We start from the raw sequence: 18,837 nt of genomic DNA on the forward strand, positions 1-18,837 counted from the left end.
ATTATAATAGAACTATATTGAAGGAATGAAGGAACGGGGGTTGTATCTTATGAAGTCAGTACGTAATAAACTTGTTAGTCTTGCTATTATAGTTATTCTACTATCAACAGGACTAGTTGGAACCGTCAATTATATGGTGGTGAAAGGAGAACTCGATCAGGTAGGTCGAGATAGTCTTAAAAATGGCACACTTGGCATACTTGAACTAATTGCACAGTTAGATACTCAAGTTCAAAATGGGAAATTAACGCTAGAAGAAGCTCAGGAAAGTGCTAGAACACAGATCGTTGGTAATAAAATTGAAGATAACAAAAGATCCATTGATAATCCTGTTAAATATGGAGATAATTTTTATTTCTATGCTTTCCAAGATAGTGGTATGGTTGAAACTCATCCATCCCTAGAAGGACAAAATATTTCAGATTTACAAACAGAGGATGGGCGCTATTTTGTACGAGAAATGATTGAAGCAGCAAATGCTGGAGGAGGATATGTACGTTATGATTGGGCCCTTCCCTCAAATCCTGAAATCGTTGCGCCTAAGATAACTTATGTAGAAAAGGACAAGCATTGGGGCTGGATTATAGCAGCTGGTACATACGAAATGGACTTTAATGCAGGTACGAATAATGTTTTATACTACACACTAGGCATGACCATCCTTGCAACGATTATTGGTGTATCACTCTTCTGGTTCTTCTCTGGACGAATGACAACCTATATACGAAAAATTATGGTCATTACATCTGATATTGCTAAAGGCAAGCTAACTGGTGATGACATACCTGTTACTACAGAAGATGAACTAGGTATACTAGCTAGTAACGTGAATAATATGAAACATAGCTTACACGAAATGGTCAACAATACAAAGGATAGTGCGTCCCAAATGCGCGTTTCTTCAGAAATGCTGAGTGCTATTACTGAGGAGACGACTGCTTCTGCTGATGAAATTCATCAAGCCATCAATGATATATCTAAGGGAGCTGTAGTACAAGCTGAGGAAGCAGAAATGGCCATTAGTAAAGTAGAAACACTGTCCTCACTTATCTCAAATGCTACAGATAAATATAGTGAGATTACAGAAAATATGAATATCATTAATCAATCACAAGAAAACGGTAGACAAAAAGTAGATGTATTACTTCAAAATTCAAGTGAGTTTACGCAAGTGATTGAGGAATTAAGAACAACTTTCTCAAGTTTGACAAGCCAAATGAAAGAAATTCATCAAGTCGTACAAACAATTACATCCATTTCTGAACAAACAAATCTATTAGCGCTAAATGCAAGTATTGAAGCAGCCCGTGCAGGTGAACATGGCAAAGGGTTTGCTGTCGTAGCTGAGGAAGTCCGTCATTTATCTGAGGATACGAATGAAGCTACTAATCGGGTTAGAAACCTATTACAGCGTATTGAGGTCGATACCGCTAATTCAGATTCAAAAATGATACACACGCTCCAACTGTCACAAAATCAGGCCATGTCGATTACGGAAGTAAAGGGAGCCTTTACTTTTCTAGCAGACTCCATTCATGGCATTACAAAGCACCTTGTTTCTTTAGACAAAGGAATGAATGACATGGCGGAAAATCGAATAGTCGTGATGAACGCCATCAATGAAATAGCAAGTGTCGCTACACAATCTGCCGCAGCTACCGAACAAATTAACGCTTCTATTGACGAACAAAAGTCAGCAGTGACATCTATCATGCACTCCTCTATGGAGCTTCATACAGAGGCAGAGCGCATGTACGACTTGGTAGAACGCTTTACATGATAAAATACTATATAAAAAAGAATGCTACGCATATCCGTAGCATTCCTCTTTTACATTATAGTTTGTTAATTACTGCGTGGATTGTTTCCTTAAGCTCTGCATCGTGATCTGCAAGATCTACAAGGTTCCCTAGACGTTCACGTAATACAGGACGCTCAATTACTAGCTTTTCATCAAGTACTTGTACCAGTAGCTCGATAATAAGTCGATCACGAACATTTAACGCTTCTTCTAAACGTTCTGGTGTAATTTTCGCATCAGTTTTTGCAGATTTTGCCATTTTAAAAACCCCTTTTATATTTTATATTCATGCACATCTATTTTAGCATACCACTAAATTATTTTGAAAACTTTCTTTCATTAAAATATACCAAAACTTTACAAAATACTAAGAAAAGATTTACGACAAATTGTTATATTTATATCATAATACACTACTACTCGACCATATGATGATGTATTTACAAAACCGATTGGAGGAATTGGATGAATCAAAAAAATACGACTTATTTACAGCTCATTAAAGCTGTGCCAAAATCTCTACAGCTCTTTCTCAATGTTTGCCTTGTACTATTAGCACTGATTCTCTGCTTTTTATTATTTAAGGAGCTAATTGAATTTCTTAAAATATTACTATTCGCTAAGGAAGATGGTGATTATAAACTATTCCTTGCCAATATTCTTATTTTCTTTTTATATTTCGAATTCATCACAATGATCATTAAATATTTTAAGGAGGATTACCATTTTCCACTTCGCTATTTTATCTATATAGGTATCACAGCAATGATTCGACTAATTATTGTGGAGCATGATCATCCTCTAAATACGTTAATTTATTCATTAATTATCCTCATACTAATCATAAGCTACTTTATTATTAATATAACGCCACTTGAAAGGCCAACACGTTCTTCCATTCTCATTAAAAAAGATTAAAAGCCCTCACGCCCATTCTAAAATGCAGATATACATGTGGGCTTTTCAAACACATAGAAGAATTGCTGTAAAGCCTGTAAATACTGATTATCACTAATCTGTATTCGACTCAGCATAAATAGCTCTTGGACCGTTACTACGCCCATTACTAGTGATGAAAGCTCAGCTACATCTATCGTTACTTCAACATCATAGCTATCACTTTCTAGCATTTTAATTGTACCGTTAACAGCCTCAACAATAAGTTGCTGATTATTTTTTGCCAGTAACGAATCCATAACATTCAATTTAAAGGTCAAAGTGACACCGTTAAAATTGCGTGTTAGTAGCTCATCAAAAAAGCCCTTCACATTAATTATACGGTACATTAGACCAATTCCTGACACGGCACTTGCGTGATAGACACTTGGAATTAAATGATTTGTGCCATTTCTTACATCCTCTAAAAAGAAATGGACATTTTCTTCTTGTGTATTCCATTCGATTCGGTTTACTTGATCTGCTTGACTGTTTAAAAATGTACTAAGCTCTAGCAAAGCCTCCGGAGTTTCATAGATCCACTCCTTAATGACCAAATTATTTAGCATAAAATTACTATCGCTTTGTTTATTAAAAGAAAAGGCAATATAGCCCTGAACTGTACCTTCCTGTTCCATTGCAATCACATAGTTATCTGGATTATTAAAAATAAAAGATAGTTCCGATTGTGTTTTATGAAACATCCCATGTTTTTTTGCTACTACCCTGTTGTAGCAATCTACTAGCTGTTGTTGATCTTCAACTGTCAAATATTTAAGGTGCTTTTTGTTGAAGGCTCTACCAAGTATTGATAGATTTTCGGTCCATAGCCAAAACCCATTTTTTTATAAAAATCTGGTCTAAACGGATACAAGGCCAAAAAATGAATATTTTTTTCTAAAAAGATGTTAAAGAAATGTTGGATTAATTCTTTTGCAGCCTTCTCTTTTTTATGTAATAAATCAACTGCAACAAGTCCTACCCCACCAATTGGTAGCATTTTAGAGAACAGATTCATTTGAAAGTCATGTAGTCGCATACCACCAATGAGTTTGTCATTTTCCCAAAGTCCATAATAATGAAGAGATTCATCATTGCTCTGATTTTGCATAAAGAGCTTTTTCAGCTGTTCTTTTGTTATTTGTGTTCCATTCAATCTTCCTGGATACGCTCCTACAACGATATTCACAAAGGCTACAAAATCTTGCTCTTTTAATAATTTCTCTACAACCCTCATCATGTCCCCTCCATTTTCAAATTGTTGCATGTTGTTCACGAATTTTTCATATTAATTTTTATACCCCATAATAACATATATTACCACGACTAATTAATGAGTACTGAAAATGATTAAAGGAGGAAAATGTATGACTTTAATTGATTCATATATTCACGAAGTGACTAAAAGGCTACATAAAAATAAACGTGAGATAATCAAGGTTGAACTAAAGGCTACTATTGAGGATATGTTGCCAGAGCAATATACAGAATCTGAGGTGAAGGAAGTAATTAAGAAGCTTGGAAGCCCTTCAGAAGTTGCTGCACGCTATCAGGATACTCCCCACTTTTTAATTGGTCCAAAGAATTTTGAACAATATACAAGAACCATCAAGCTAATTATTCCTTGGGCAATTCTTATTACGATCATTGTTCAAATAATAGAGAAGATGGTTCTCTATTCTGGAGAAGAAGCACTTCTCACAACCATTATTACAGCATTTGTAGGGATGATTGTTGCAATTATTGCTGTGTTATTTCACGTTTTGTTTTGGGTTACGGTTATTTTTATCATTAAGGACCGTTCTGGGGCTGAAAAGCTTTCGATCCCTTTTCTGAGAGATACCAAGCCATGGTCACCTGATGATTTAATACAAATTAAAAAGATTCCCAAAGATAAAATCATTCCTATAAGTGATACGATTTTTAGCCTTTTAGGAATACTTATTTTTTCTTTTGTTTACTGGAATGCCTATCGTCTTTTAGGTATTTATACAACGAATGACAACGGCAGCTTGAAATTTGTTATGCCTATCTTTAATCAAAATACTTTACAATCGTTTGTTCCCATGGTCTTACTATGTATTATCCTAAGTCTAACTTTAACCTTATTAAAATGGCGTGCAGGACAGTGGACAATGCCTATCGCCATCACTAATGCACTACTTCAAAGTGTAGGAACAATTGTGTTTATTTTAATAGCGATACACCAAGATTTTATTCACAGCGCCTCTATCCCTTATATTGCGGCTATTACAGAAACAACCTCAGCTAAAGTTGCCTTCACTATTGATAAAATACTACTTATCAGTATGATTATTGCTGTTTTAGCAAATGCATTTGATATCTACCAAGGATTTAAAAAAGCGAAAATATAACGCCCTTCTTCTTCATATACCTAGTAAACCATACATTCAAATCGCCAAAATACCTTTATTCTCTGATGTTTTGTATAATGATAAAGTTGAAAGTATTTTATATATGTGAAAAATAATCTGCACAATTCAATCAGAGTAAGGGGAAAGTACTATGACCATTCTTCTAGTAGATGACAATCAAGTCAATTTATTTGTCATTGAGAAAATACTAAAAAATGCAGGTTATGATAACTGTGTTTCTCTTTCATCTGCTTATGAGCTATTTGATTATTTACAATTAGATGCACCCAATCCGACAGGAAATTCAGTAGATTTAATTTTGTTAGATATTATGATGCCGGAAGTAGATGGTATTGAGGCCTGCAAACGCATTAAGCAAAATGAGAGATTAAAAGATATTCAAATCATTTTTGTTACAGCACTCGAGGATAAAAACAAACTGGCAGAAGCCCTAGACATTGGTGGTGTAGATTATATTACTAAACCAATTAATAAAACAGAGTTGCTTGCCAGAATGCGTGTTGCCTTACGTTTAAAGGCAGAATTAGACTGGCACACACAGCATGAAAAGAAAATACAATATGAACTAGATTTAGCAACCCATGTACAAAGGAGTCTTCTTAGCCCACCGTTAAATGAGAAGGACATCCGTATTGAAGTTTCTTATTTACCATCCTCTAATTTGGCAGGAGATATGTATTATTGGTACAAAATAGACGATCATCGTTATGCCATTATATTATTGGATATGATGGGTCACGGTATATCGGCAGCGTTGGTTTGTATGTTCATCTCCTCTGTTCTAAGAGAGGCGGTTAAGCAATTGGTGGAACCTGAGCTTGTCATCCAAGAACTGAATCGTTATATGACGCTATTACAAGATGGGAAAGAGAATAATCTTTATTATTTTACAGCGATTTATTTAATCATTGATACAGAGCAAAAAACAGTCGAGTACATAAATGCTGGCCATCCTCCTGGATATGCACTAATTGATGAAAAAACATGTATTCCATTAGATCAGGGTAGCTGTGCAGTCGGTTTCTTCGATGAAATAAAAGTGAAAAAGCAATATATTCAATATGAGCATGACATTCAAATCGTGTTATTTACAGACGGTGTATTAGAGGCAATGGGACCCTGTGAATTAGAATCAGAAAAGCATTTGCAAACGCTAACATCCTTCAAGTGGGATTATTCACAATGCCTAATCGATAACCTTTTGCCTAAGGATAAACAAGAGAATCAGCCTGATGACATGTGTGTTTTAATGATTCAAGCTAGCACTAATACTATATAAAAAAGCAGAGGCTATCCGTTAAAGATAGCCTCTTACTCATTAATACATTTTTTGATAAATTCTTTCGTTTCCAGAAATCTCCTTATACTTTGAAATAACCTCTTCAAATCGCAATGTTTCTTTATCCCCTAAGCATAAAAAACCTTTGTCACTTAGACTTTCATAAAATAATTGATGTACCTGGCTCTGAAGCTTAGGTGAAAAATAAATAAGAACATTTCTGCACAGAACAACATGAAATTCATTAAATGAATGATCTGTTACTAAATTATGTTGAGCAAAAATAATATTTTTCAATAATGTTGGATGAAAGTAAGCATATTGATAATCTGTTTGATAGTATTCTGAAAAAGCATGGGCACCTCCAGCAAGCATATAGTTTTTTGTATATGCCTGCATTTTATGAATTGGAAAGGCCCCCTTCTTAGCTTTTTCTAATACTTGCTCGTTCATATCTGTTGCATAAATTACAGATCTCTCTATTAGCCCCTCTTCTTGAAGCAAGATAGCCATAGAATATACTTCTTCACCTGTTGCACACCCTGCATGCCAAATACGGATTTCAGGATATTCTCGTAAAACAGGGATGACCGTTTCACGAAAGGCCTTAAAAAAGCTAGGGTTGCGGAACATCTCCGTTACATTTATCGAAAAATCATTTAATATCTGCTCTAAAAATTCTTTATCATGAATGACCTTTTCTTGTACACGTGAAATCGTTGGGATGTTATTTATCCCCATCCTATTGTAGATTCTGCGTGAAATGGATGAACGATTATATTGCCGAAAATCATAACCCGATAAACGATAAATAGCTTCTAGTAACAAATCAATTTCTAAATTTGTATGCTTATTTAATTGTATATTTTGCTCCAAAGGCTGAAATTGTTGTTCCATGTTCATTAACTCCCCTTAGAAACTAACCATACTCTTAAAACTGATATTAATTGATCTAAATTTAATGGCTTACTAATATAATCAGATGCACCTGCCTGCAATGATTTATCACGGTCATTTTTCATCGCTTTAGCAGTCAATGCAATGATTGGCAAATCGATACGTTTCATTTGCTGACGAATAATAGTCATTGCTTCATAGCCATCCATATTAGGCATCATTATATCCATCAGAACAAGATCGATATCTGGATTAGCCTGCAAGACCTCTAAACATTCTAGCCCATCTTTGGCAACTAGAATATGCATGCCTCTTTTTTCTAATGCCGTTTTCAACGCATAAATATTACGGTTATCATCATCAACTATTAAAATATTTTTCCCTTGAAACACCTCAACCTCATGTTGAAGGGCTTCTTCCATTGCTACTGGCTGCTCTTTGATTTGTTCCTCTTCCACCGTTGTCACAGCCACTTCGTTCATGGCAAGCTTTTGGCAATGCTCCTCTTCTATTCCATTTGGTAGACTCGGAATCGTTAACGTAAAGCTACTACCTTGTCCTTCAGTACTTTGTAATGTAATCCATCCACCAAGTAATTTTGCAAATTCCTTACAAATAGAAAGACCAAGACCCGTTCCACCATATTTTCGGACCGTAGCTCCATCTGCTTGTTGGAATGATTCAAAAATCAGCTGGTGTTTGTCTTTTGGAATACCTATTCCTGTATCTGAAACAGTAATTTCTAACCAATCCGTACTTATATCCTGCATATTGTTTGTTAGTTGTTGTGGTTTAAGCTGGTTAATGTCTAATGTGACAGATCCCTGCTCAGTAAATTTAAAGGCATTCGATAATAAATTCTTTAAGATTTGCTGGAATCTCTTCTCATCCGTATAGAATACATCCACTACATGATCTGCCTTTGAAATATGGAATGCTAAGTTTTTCTTCCTCGCAACTGGCGCAAAGGTATGTTCAATTTGTACAGGTACTTCGCTCATATTCACTTCATTAAAAATAATATCAAGCTTCCCGGCCTCCACTTTAGATAAATCTAATATGTCATTGATTAGAGCTAGCAAGTCCTCTCCTGAAGAATGAATAACTTTAGCAAACTCTGCTTCCTCGTCTGTTAGGTTGTGTTGGCTATTTTCTGCTAGCATTTCAGATAATATTAATATGCTGTTTAAAGGTGTTCTTAATTCATGTGACATATTCGCTAAAAATTCGGATTTGTAATTAGAGTTAAGGATAAGCTGCTCTGCACTTTCTTCTAATTCCTTCTTCGCTTTCTCTAGCTCTCTTGATTTGGACTCTGCCTCTTTCGTGCGTTCCTCAAGCTGCTCATTAATCATAGTCAGCTCTTCTGTCTGCATTTGTAATTCCTCTGATTGTGTTTGAAGCTCCTCTGATTGGACCTGTAATTCCTCTGTCATTGCTCTAGATTCATTCAATAGACGTACAATTTCCATACGCCCTAAAACACTATTAACTGTTAGTCCAAAGGTTTCAGTAACCTGTCTCACTAATTCTTGCTGTAACTTACTGAATTTAGCCATTGTTGCTATTTCAACAACCGCTATAACTTCATTTTCAAAAATGACAGGAATCAATAAAATATTTTGTGGTCTAATTTCACCTAATCCCGTTTTGATTAAACGATAGTCTCTCGGAATATTATCATAGAATAGCACTCTCTTTTCTAATGCACATTGACCGATTAACCCTTGTCCTATTTTGAAACTCTCCATGCCAACACAATCATCCGTGTCAGCAAAAGCAGCCTTTTTCACAAACTGTACTTGGTTCTCTGTTACTTCCCGAACATAAAATGCGCCAAGGGATGCTTGGGTTTTCTGTGCTACTTCTGATAGGAAGGTCTCCGCTAATTTTGTAATTGCTGAAATACCTTGATAATTTGTCACGATTTCAGCTACATTGCTTTGTAGCCATTCCCTCTTTTCGACGGACTCTAAAAGCGTATTCGTTGCATTAGCAAGTTCATTCACTTCATCGTTGGTATTCACATGGATTCTTCTTGTAAAATCACCTTTTGTAGCTGCTATTTCTTGAATTGTTTGTGTTACTTCCGTTATCGTTTTTACAATTGAACGGGAAATGCCACTAGCGATAGCAATAGCTATTGTAGAAACTAAAATTAAGATCCCAAATAAAGCACTAGTTAATTTACTATTTTGCTTGTCTAACTGATTTGCCTTTGCCTGTGTATAAGCATTTTCAGTGGCACGGAATGAATCGAATAGTTTGCGCATTTTTTCCATATCCTGACGACCATTATCCACTTTAAAAAAATCATTTAATGCTTCTACATTATTATCCTTTTTATATTGAATAGTTGGTTCGCCTGACGTTGCAACCCAATGTTCAATTGTTTCCTCTATCTCTTTAAGTTTGTCCTGCTGAGCTGGTTTATCTTTCATTTGTTGATAGAGTTCATTAAAATCTATTTTCCAATTTTCAGCTGCATTATCATAGGGTTCCAGATAACTCTGCTTACCCGTAATGATGAAAGCCCGCTGACTTGATTCCATATCCAAAATATATTTTTCAATTTCATTCGTTAAAGTTAGAACATTGGAATCGTACTTAATAATAAAATTTCTTTCCTTCTGCAAAGATGTAATTTGATTATTTAATATGACAACCGTCGCAAGTAGGCAAAGAATGATTACGATATAACCTAATGAAATCTTTGAGCGTATACCCAATTTTAATCTATTTAACATTTGGTTTTCCTACCTTTACCTTTCTTTTACTTTAGTATGATTACTAGTATACATGTAAAAATAACTCATTTTCTCCTATTTTAGATTCATCATAAAGAAATTTTGCTGATTTTGTATCAATAAGTCTCTGTATTTTTCATATACATTTTATATTGAACCATTTCTAATTAAGGAGAGAAAACATGTGGATATTATCGTAAGACCAGGAGATTCACTTTGGCATTTCAGTGAGGTATTTAAAATTCCTCTTCAACTCATTTTAGATTCTAATGAAAATATAAACCCCCAATTTTTAAGAGTTGGACAACGGGTTCGTATTCCTGGTTTTGTGACCAACAACTATCAAATTAAACAAGGAGACTCTTTTTGGCAGATTGCCCAGAGCCGAAACCTCCCCCTAGTCGCCCTATTGCTTGTTAATCCTGATCTCAATCCAAATCGATTACAAATCGGTCAAATAATTCGCATACCCCAACGTATCACATGGCGTTTAGTTGAAGGTAAGCAAACTTACACGTATACCCATATGATAAATGATCTCAGAAAGCTCCTTGATGCATATCCTTTTCTTCATAGCTCAAACATTGGCAGTTCCGTTTTAGGGAAGGAGCTACCTGAGCTGTCGATTGGCCATGGTGCAAAACGTGTACACTATAATGGCTCCTTCCATGCAAACGAATGGATTACTACACCTATTATTCTAACATTTTTAAATGACTATTTGCTCGCCCTCACCAATCAAAGTAGTATTCGTGGAATTTCTCCATTTTCTCTTTATCAGCAAACATTCCTTTCTATCGTTCCTATGGTAAATCCTGATGGCGTAGATTTAGTAATACAAGGCCCACCAAATGATGAAGCATTAAGAAATCAACTAATTGCATGGAATAATGATAACGCTGATTTTTCTGGCTGGAAAGCAAATATTCATGGAATTGATTTGAATGACCAATTCCCTGCCAAATGGGAGCTTGAAAGTGCCCGTAATCCAAAAACACCAGGGCCAAGAGATTATGGTGGTGAAAGACCACTATCTGAACCTGAAGCCATTGCAATGGCTGATTTGACCAAGCAACGTGATTTTTCAAGAGTATTAGCCTTTCATACACAGGGACGTGTCATATATTGGGGTTTTGAAAATCTAGAGCCCCCAGAATCAGAGGTGCTTGTAAATGAATTTAGTAGAGTAAGTGGCTATGAGCCCGTTCAATCTGCTGGAAGCTATGCTGGTTATAAAGATTGGTTTATTCAAGATTGGCGTAGACCAGGCTTCACTGTTGAATTAGGAAGTGGTACAAATCCTTTACCAATCAGCCAGTTTGATGACATTTACGAGGAGTCTTTAGGGATTTTCCTTGCTGCATTGTATATGTAAAAAGAGTACTCGAACTCCATTCGCTATGAAATAGTCCTTTTGGGCTTTTCAGCGAATGGGTTTTTTTATTGAAAATCTCATCATCATTGTAAAAAAAGGGGAATAAATTACTTTGACAGACAGAGTAATGTTTGCTACTATTACTCTGACAGATAGAGCAATAAAAAAAGTAGGTGACTTATGGTTCGCAGTGATATTATCCGAGGACATTTGGATTCGATTATTTTACGGTTAATTTCAGAAAAAGACCGTTATGGCTACGAAATTTCTCAGGAAATAAGTCTCCGTACAAACAATCGGTTTCAAATCAAGGAAGCAACTTTGTATGCAGTTTTTCAACGTCTCGAAAAAAAAGAAATTATTGAAGCCTATTATGGAGATGTCTCACATGGAGGCAAAAGAAAGTATTACCGTATTACATCATTAGGTAAGGCCTATTTAAATGAGCTAGTGAAAGAATGGTCGGAAGTAAAGGAAATAATCGATTTATTTATGGAGGGCTTAGAATGAAAAGAATAAAAAACCATATTGATGAGCTTTTTAAAGACATTCCTCGAACTAACGAAACGGAAATGGTTAAACAAGAAATCATTGAAAATCTTGAAGAAAAAGTATTTTATTTGATGGACCAAGGTAAAGAACAAGAGGATGCCATTAATAAAGCCATTGTAGAATTTGGAGATATCGAAGACTTAAAGCAAGAGTTAGGTGTTAAAGAACCAGCAAAGAAAAACATGGCTAAATTAAACTTAGAATTTTCAATTTGGGGTAGTGGCTTAATCATTGCATTTTTTATTTTTATTAATCTTTATTACACACCACATACTATTTGGGCAATCTATCCGATTTTCGCCATTCTTTGGTGGCCTTTATCGATGTACTTTGTGTGGTCTCGTAAGAAATGGGGTGAATAAACATGAGGAACTTTATTAACTTTTCTATAGCGGGGAGCTTGATGACAATGATTTTTTTAGGGGTTGTTAATTATACGATATCTCCTCAAACAATGTGGTTTGTATATCCATGCTTATTGCTACTGCTTTGGCCTATTACGTTATTCTTTATGGCTAAAAAATTGTATAAACAATACTCAATTGTTTGTAGTGCCTTAATTATTACATTTCTAATAGTTGAAAATTATATTTACGCACCAGATCATTTATGGTTTATCTATGCGATTTATCCAATTATCTGGTGGCCAATCCTCATGTACTTAGATGAAAAGGCAAAAACGTTAAAAACAGCTCTAATTGGATGTGCTTCTACCATCATCTATTACTCTATATTGAATATGATTGTATCTCCTCAATACCCTTGGGCAATTTATCCTGCTTTTTTAGTGATATGGTGGCCTCTAGCTTTATATCACGCGCAACGAAAAACCTTTGTAGCATTCTCCGTTACAGCTACGATACTAATTAGTATCTTTTTCATTACAGTAAATGTTGTTTCTTCACCAAGCGTTATATGGGCGATTTACCCTATTTTTGTGACACTTTGGTGGCCTCTGAGTATGTATTTTTATGTGTATAAAAGAAAAATGTATCATGCTAGCTTTATGAAACGCATGTAAAGTAGGTATTGTATGAAAAGGATTAAAAAGTTCATTAAATATCTTGTCTTGATTATGACCTCCTTACTATTATTAGCACTTGTATTTCCAACATGGACATCATCTATAGAGGACATGAACAGCATCAGTACGCTAGAACAGGTAGAAATTAACGGCAGTGACCATGAAATCATGATACGGGGCCATAACAAAAATAATCCTGTCATCATCTTTGTCCATGGCGGACCAGGTCGCTCTGAAATACCCTACGCTAAAAAATATCAAGATTTATTGGAAACCGAATTTACAGTGGTAAATTATGATCAAAGGGCTAGTGGGAAGTCTTATCATTTTTTTGAGGACTACTCAAATCTTTCATCTGATTTGCTTGTGGAGGATTTACTAGCACTGACTGACTATATTGCTAATCATCTAGATAAAGAAAAAATTATCTTAATTGGTCATTCCTACGGTACCTATATTGCCACACAAGCAGCTGCTAAAGCTCCTGATAAATATGAGGCCTATGTAGGGATTGGTCAAATGAGTAATACCGTTGAAAGTGAGATGGACAGTTTACACTTTACGATCAAACAGGCTCAGCTTAAGAGTAACACAGAGGATGTTGCACATTTACAGAGGTTAATGGAGGAAATTAGTAGTGGTAAAACATTTACGCCTCGTCATTTAGTGAGCAAATACGGTGGAGCTACAAGACTTATTACTAACCCTGATGGAAATATGTTAGGGATGCTTTTTAGTACTGAATATAATTTGTTAGATATTATTCGATATAGCAAAGGGATATCCCTATCCCAAGAAGTCTTAGTAAACGAAGTCTTGCAGTCCCCACTTCCTGCGAAAGTCAATTCACTGACTCTTCCCTTCTATTTTGTAATGGGGGATTATGATTATCAAACATCATCGAATAGCGCTAAAAAGTACTTCGACCAAATTATCGCGAAGAAAAAAGAATTCATAGCATATGAACAATCTGCTCACTACCCCCAGTTCGAAGAAAAAGAGAGATTTTTCGAATGGATGCGTACGACTTTTAAAAAATAAATATTTCTTAAAGTAATTCTACACTTGGTAGCATTTATTTAATTGCTATATAATTTAATTATTAAATATTTTAGTGGACGTGATTATATGCCAGAAAATCTAAACAATGTAGAAATTATTATGAAAGAAATGCTGGAAATACAGCAGAAGTCGAAAATGTTTGTAGATCTTTTATCTGAAGGAGAAGCGTTATCACAAAACCAATTAATATTACTCCTACAGCTAAAAATAAATAATGGGATGAAGGCAACAGAAATTGCTGAATTCTTTAGTGTAACACCCGGAGCTGTAACTTCCATGTGCGATAAACTGGAAAAACTCGAACTCATACAAAGAATTAGAGAAAATAATGATCGACGTGTGGTCAAAATGGCTTTAACCAATATTGGTGACATGAAGGTTCAAGAAATCTTTTTAAAGTTTTCTCAGGATAAACTCATAGACATGGCCAACATCTTACGCGAAGTAAACCAATTAATGAATAAAATTTTTTAGGATTTCAACAAATTGAAATCCTTTTTTTATTGTTTAATTTAAGCTGTGCTTTTGTTCTTGACAAATGGAAGTAGCATATAATTTAATTAATATATATTTTAATAATTAAAATATATATTAATTAAATTATAATGAGGTGACTTTATGTTTCAAAAACTCCGTACCCTTACACAAACGAATGGCACCGTTAAACATTTGGATGCTGATTATGAACAATTAAACATTCGAGGCGCTGTATCGTTACAACAAGAAGTACACTTAATAAAAGTGTCCACTCATGGTCATAGCTCCTTCTATTATCCAGTTACAGCGCAGATATTTAATAGTACTGGCTCGTGTAAGTTAAAGGATTATTGCCAAATCGGAGAACTTACAAATGCTGGGAATATTAAAATACGTAATGGTTTTATCCAAAAAATCAATAGTTCTGGAAAGCTAATGGTTGAAGAGAAATTACAGAGCGAGCAATTTGATGCCATTGGAATAGTCAAGGCTGCGGAAATAATCGCTCATCACTTTCATTTGAAGTTATCGGGAGAAAGCGGAATTGACAGGTTAAGGGCTGAAAATGTGGTAATAGAAAAGGATAGGATAACCCTTCTTCCGTTATTTAAAAAAATATTACGCTGTCACACAATAAGTGGAAAACACCTACAATTATCTAATACGAATGCAGAGTTTGTGGAAGGGGAAGTCGTCCATGTTGGGGAAAATAGTGTGATTGGGACACTTTACTATACGGATGATTATTCGATAGCTTCGAGTTCAAAGGTGCACCACATTATACGGAGGGAAAAAGAATGATACTTCTAAAAATGCTAAAGACTTTTTTTTGCTCATTAGCTTTAGTGGTATTATCTGTACTTTATGTTGGATTACTTTTAAGCGCTGGCTTATCCATACTCGCTGGTTTTTTACGAACATTCGGAGTGGATCAAATTAAAATGGGCCTTTGGTATGGCGTAGAACTTCCTGTTATGTTCAGCATCCCCTTCGCCCTGTTAATAGCCCTACTGTTGTTCTTTTGTGCCATATATATTAAACGTTCTATTGTTTTTTGTTTGTCAACTCTTCGAATATAGAGCAATAAAAAGTAAGCATATTTCTTAGAAAGAATATGCTTACTCTCATCGACTTTTAAGTTGAATAGCAGGGAGGCTCATTTAATCAGTTGATTCACATTTTTATCAGTAGCTTAAAACATTGCTATAGTTCTCCTTCAAGAAAACGGATAAGGTATATTTCAGGTCTACCAATAAATTCTTTAAAACTACATAAATTAGCATACTCCTCATGCTCCACATCATAGCACCCTATATGGCCTTCTCCTTTTGGGTTCCAGACTATTTGCAAATCAGAGTAATTGTCGATATTTGCGGAAAGAAGGAGGAGCTCTCTATGACCTAGTTTCATCTCAATTGTATCAGTTAGTTTGAAAAAATCGATAAAGTGAATGTCATAATCATTTGGTGCAAGCTCAAGATGTAGTCGATCTCCTGTCAGAAAATTAATCAATTCATCTGGTAACTTGTATTTTTTCAATGTCTCTTTTTTGTTTTCAATAGTATGGAGTTCTATTGGTTCTAAAGCCTTTAAGTAATTTGCTAGTTCCATATTTTTCATACGTACAGCAATTGTATAAGCTCTCTCACCATCTTTCTCCGCTAAAGTGACGTTTGCACCTCGTTCAATCAAATAGTTCACCATAGCTATATTTCCCATTCTTGTTGCAACTGTTAATGGTGTTGCTTCATAGGGATAGACCATATCAGGCTTTTGATAATTAATATCTACTCCTTGATCAAGTAAATAAGTGACTGTTTTTTTATCAAAATTCGACACAGCCTGACGCAATACAGGACCTCCATGCTGCTTTATATCAAGCCCAAGTTCATGAATAAGAGGGATATTTCTTTTATTGCCATAGTAGGCCTGAGAATAGGCTCCAGATCCCACTTGGTTATAGCCATCTAATTTTGCTCCTTGTTCAACAAGGTAACGTACTATATTTTCTTTACAATATCGAACAGCTCTTAAAAAAGAAGGATTTTTTTCCACATTTAAATTAACCCCATATCCAACTAATAATTTTACTACATCCAATCTTTGTGCAATCAACGCTAAATCCAATGGGCTTAATGATGTATGCTGACTTAAACATATCTCTTCTTCAATATTCCAGCCTTTATCCCTCGCAACTCGCAAAGCTGTAATATCGCCAGTATAGATATACATTGCAAGCTCTGGTAGTTCTGAAAATGTTCCAATATCTTGTAGTTTAATCATCTATAGATTGGCTCCCTTCTTATTGTATATACAAAGTATAGAAAACTACCATCTATATCACAATGGGACATAGAGCTATAGTGTCATAAAATACAGGGCAAGATTTATAGCAAATTTGATGGTTCTTTTATTAAAAAGAAGGCAATTGGATTTAAAATTTCCCAGGAAAGAATTTATTCAAATTAAAAAGAGCTCTCAATCAGAATAGATTGAGAGCTCTTTCTTAAACGCTTACCATGACTTATTTTAAGCCAAGTGCTTTATCTGTTGTTGCATTTATTTCTTTTAGAAGCTCAGGGTTTTCTGCTAATGATAGACCATAAGATGGAATCATTTCTTTAATTTTTGGTTCCCACTCCTTGATATGTTGAGGGAAACATTTATTAAGAACTTCAAGCATAACATGTACAGCCGTAGATGCACCTGGTGAAGCTCCTAGTAAAGCTGCAATCGAGCCATCAGAAGCACTTACAACTTCTGTACCGAATTGAAGTGTTCCTTTACCGCCAGCTTCTGTATCTTTAATAACTTGTACACGTTGTCCAGCTACGATAATATCCCAATCATCACTTTTTGCATTTGGAATGAACTCACGTAACTCTTCCATACGTTGTTCTTTTGAAAGCATAAGCTGTTGGATTAAATACTTTGTTAAGCCCATCTCTTTCACGCCCGCAGCTAATAAAGTTGTGATATTATGCGGTTTTACAGAAGCAAATAAATCCATATTTGAACCTGTTTTTAAGAACTTAGGAGAGAAACCTGCGAATGGTCCAAATAGTAATGATTTCTTGTTATCAATATAACGTGTGTCAAGATGCGGAACCGACATTGGTGGAGCACCAACTTTTGCTTTTCCGTATACTTTTGCATGATGTTGTTCAGCTATTTCTGGATTATTACATGCTAAGAATAGACCGCTAATTGGGAATCCACCAATATGTTTCCCTTCAGGAATACCTGATTTTTGTAGTAATTCTAAGCTTCCTCCACCAGCTCCAAGGAAGACAAATTTTGCTGAATGATATTCCATTTTACAGCCATCTAAATCGTGCACACGTACTTCCCATGTACCATCACTAGCTTGTTTTAAACTTTCAACACTATGATTATAGTTAACATCTACATCTTTTGCTTTTAAGTGATCAATTAACATACGTGTTAAAGCACCAAAGTTAACATCTGTACCAGTGTCAATTTTCGTTGCAGCAATGTCTTCACCAGCAGGACGATTTTCCATAATAAGTGGAATCCATTTTTTTAGTGTTTCAGGGTCATTAGAAAATTCCATTCCTTCAAATAAAGGATTTTTTGTCATCGTTTCATGACGTTTCTTTAGAAACTCAACATTTTCTTTCCCTTGTACTAAACTCATATGTGGTAAAGGCATAATGAAGTCTTGTGGATTATTGATCAGCTTATTGTTTACAAGATACGACCAAAACTGTCTTGAAACATGGAACTGTTCATTAACATTAATCGCTTTTTTGATATCGATTGATCCGTCTTTTTTCTCTGATGTGTAGTTCAGCTCACATAATGCAGCATGTCCAGTTCCCGCATTGTTTAATTCGTGAGAACTTTCCTCGCCTGCTTTTTCAAGCTTTTCAAACACTGTAATTTTCCAATCTGGTGCTAATTCTTTGAGTAATGTTCCCAAAGTTGCACTCATGATTCCGGCACCAATTAAGATAACATCTGATTTAATTTGTCTGTTACTCATTTTTACCTTCCTTATATGTTAAGATTTGCAGAAAGGATGTAAGCACTCCCACTTTAGAAGTACTGTAGCCATGGAGCAACCTCGGAGCACACCATTTCTGTATCAATTATTACCTTATTGCAGTTTATCACAATTAGTTCAAGAATAAAATATCAACTATTTATATGAGAGTTATCAGCTTTTTTCGAGCCTTTCCAATCATAATTCAAGCAAAAAAATCACTTTTTGTTCTAGGTAAAAATTGAATTATTTAAGCTTATTGGAATAATCGGCCTAAAAATGGTT

The 18,837-nt window shown here is 35.1% G+C and carries 18 protein-coding genes; 11 read left to right on the top strand and 7 right to left on the bottom strand.

The annotated features are described in order from the left end of the window. Positions 1-49 precede the first annotated feature (49 nt). Positions 50-1,780, top strand: coding sequence for a methyl-accepting chemotaxis protein (locus LBYS11_RS22600; protein ID WP_054548511.1), 1,731 nt, complete (start codon positions 50-52; stop codon positions 1,778-1,780). 55 nt (positions 1,781-1,835) lie between these two features. Here LBYS11_RS22600 and LBYS11_RS22605 read toward each other — a convergent pair whose 3' ends face one another. Then, positions 1,836-2,060 (bottom strand): hypothetical protein, encoded by a 225-nt coding sequence (locus LBYS11_RS22605; RefSeq protein WP_016992248.1) that lies wholly within the window; start codon positions 2,058-2,060, stop codon positions 1,836-1,838. Between the two features lie 206 nt (positions 2,061-2,266). On the opposite strand from LBYS11_RS22605, the gene psiE reads away from it, so the two are divergent. Next, positions 2,267-2,719 (top strand): phosphate-starvation-inducible protein PsiE, encoded by a 453-nt coding sequence (gene psiE, locus LBYS11_RS22610; protein ID WP_004233484.1) that lies wholly within the window; start codon positions 2,267-2,269, stop codon positions 2,717-2,719. A gap of 17 nt (positions 2,720-2,736) precedes the next feature. Here psiE and eis read toward each other — a convergent pair whose 3' ends face one another. Together eis and LBYS11_RS23870 are read right to left on the bottom strand one after the other, a co-directional pair. Continuing rightward, entirely contained in the window at positions 2,737-3,507 is a 771-nt protein-coding gene (eis, locus tag LBYS11_RS23865) for a GNAT family N-acetyltransferase (protein WP_233732246.1), read from the bottom strand. After that, positions 3,504-4,004, bottom strand: coding sequence for a GNAT family N-acetyltransferase (locus LBYS11_RS23870; protein ID WP_233732249.1), 501 nt, complete (start codon positions 4,002-4,004; stop codon positions 3,504-3,506). The genes eis and LBYS11_RS23870 overlap by 4 nt, the downstream gene beginning before the upstream one ends. 100 nt (positions 4,005-4,104) lie before the next feature. On the opposite strand from LBYS11_RS23870, the gene LBYS11_RS22620 reads away from it, so the two are divergent. Then, complete coding sequence (locus LBYS11_RS22620) at positions 4,105-5,112, top strand: HAAS signaling domain-containing protein (RefSeq protein ID WP_103119017.1); 1,008 nt, start codon at positions 4,105-4,107, stop codon at positions 5,110-5,112. 151 nt (positions 5,113-5,263) lie between these two features. Further along, on the top strand, positions 5,264-6,412 hold the full coding sequence (locus LBYS11_RS22625; protein ID WP_103119018.1) for a SpoIIE family protein phosphatase: 1,149 nt from the start codon (positions 5,264-5,266) through the stop codon (positions 6,410-6,412). 39 nt (positions 6,413-6,451) lie between these two features. On the opposite strand, the gene LBYS11_RS22630 is transcribed toward LBYS11_RS22625, so the two are convergent. Both LBYS11_RS22630 and LBYS11_RS22635 read right to left on the bottom strand, forming a co-directional pair. Beyond that, on the bottom strand, positions 6,452-7,309 hold the full coding sequence (locus tag LBYS11_RS22630) for a CheR family methyltransferase (RefSeq protein ID WP_026023366.1): 858 nt from the start codon (positions 7,307-7,309) through the stop codon (positions 6,452-6,454). A gap of 5 nt (positions 7,310-7,314) precedes the next feature. Then, positions 7,315-10,056 (bottom strand): ATP-binding protein, encoded by a 2,742-nt coding sequence (locus LBYS11_RS22635; protein WP_103119019.1) that lies wholly within the window; start codon positions 10,054-10,056, stop codon positions 7,315-7,317. Between the two features lie 184 nt (positions 10,057-10,240). Between LBYS11_RS22635 and LBYS11_RS22640 the strand changes: the two genes are divergently transcribed. The 7 genes from LBYS11_RS22640 (at position 10,241) to LBYS11_RS22670 (ending at position 15,347) form a co-directional block, all read left to right on the top strand. Then, positions 10,241-11,431: a M14 family metallopeptidase gene (locus LBYS11_RS22640; RefSeq protein ID WP_103119020.1), complete on the top strand. Its 1,191-nt coding sequence runs from the start codon at positions 10,241-10,243 to the stop codon at positions 11,429-11,431. A 180-nt stretch (positions 11,432-11,611) separates the two neighbouring features. Further along, on the top strand, positions 11,612-11,941 hold the full coding sequence (locus LBYS11_RS22645) for a PadR family transcriptional regulator (RefSeq protein ID WP_004233468.1): 330 nt from the start codon (positions 11,612-11,614) through the stop codon (positions 11,939-11,941). Further along, positions 11,938-12,345 (top strand): permease prefix domain 1-containing protein, encoded by a 408-nt coding sequence (locus tag LBYS11_RS22650; protein WP_048395459.1) that lies wholly within the window; start codon positions 11,938-11,940, stop codon positions 12,343-12,345. Before LBYS11_RS22645 ends, LBYS11_RS22650 begins: the two co-directional genes overlap by 4 nt. Before the next feature lie 41 nt (positions 12,346-12,386). After that, complete coding sequence (locus tag LBYS11_RS22655) at positions 12,387-13,004, top strand: hypothetical protein (RefSeq protein WP_233732250.1); 618 nt, start codon at positions 12,387-12,389, stop codon at positions 13,002-13,004. 12 nt (positions 13,005-13,016) lie between these two features. Then, on the top strand, positions 13,017-14,048 hold the full coding sequence (locus tag LBYS11_RS22660) for an alpha/beta fold hydrolase (RefSeq protein ID WP_103119022.1): 1,032 nt from the start codon (positions 13,017-13,019) through the stop codon (positions 14,046-14,048). 87 nt (positions 14,049-14,135) lie between these two features. Continuing rightward, positions 14,136-14,543, top strand: a complete 408-nt coding sequence (locus tag LBYS11_RS22665; RefSeq protein WP_054548503.1) for a MarR family transcriptional regulator — start codon at positions 14,136-14,138, stop codon at positions 14,541-14,543. 144 nt (positions 14,544-14,687) lie between these two features. After that, positions 14,688-15,347: a hypothetical protein gene (locus LBYS11_RS22670; RefSeq protein ID WP_048395305.1), complete on the top strand. Its 660-nt coding sequence runs from the start codon at positions 14,688-14,690 to the stop codon at positions 15,345-15,347. Between the two features lie 402 nt (positions 15,348-15,749). Here the strand turns inward: LBYS11_RS22670 and LBYS11_RS22680 are convergent, their stop codons facing one another. Both LBYS11_RS22680 and LBYS11_RS22685 read right to left on the bottom strand, forming a co-directional pair. After that, complete coding sequence (locus LBYS11_RS22680) at positions 15,750-16,829, bottom strand: ankyrin repeat domain-containing protein (RefSeq protein ID WP_103119023.1); 1,080 nt, start codon at positions 16,827-16,829, stop codon at positions 15,750-15,752. Between the two features lie 241 nt (positions 16,830-17,070). Further along, positions 17,071-18,552, bottom strand: a complete 1,482-nt coding sequence (locus LBYS11_RS22685; protein ID WP_004233452.1) for a malate:quinone oxidoreductase — start codon at positions 18,550-18,552, stop codon at positions 17,071-17,073. Positions 18,553-18,837 lie beyond the last annotated feature (285 nt).

It is taken from the genome of Lysinibacillus sp. YS11, assembly GCF_002896375.1.
GTDB classification, from domain to species: Bacteria; Bacillota; Bacilli; order Bacillales_A; family Planococcaceae; genus Lysinibacillus; species Lysinibacillus capsici.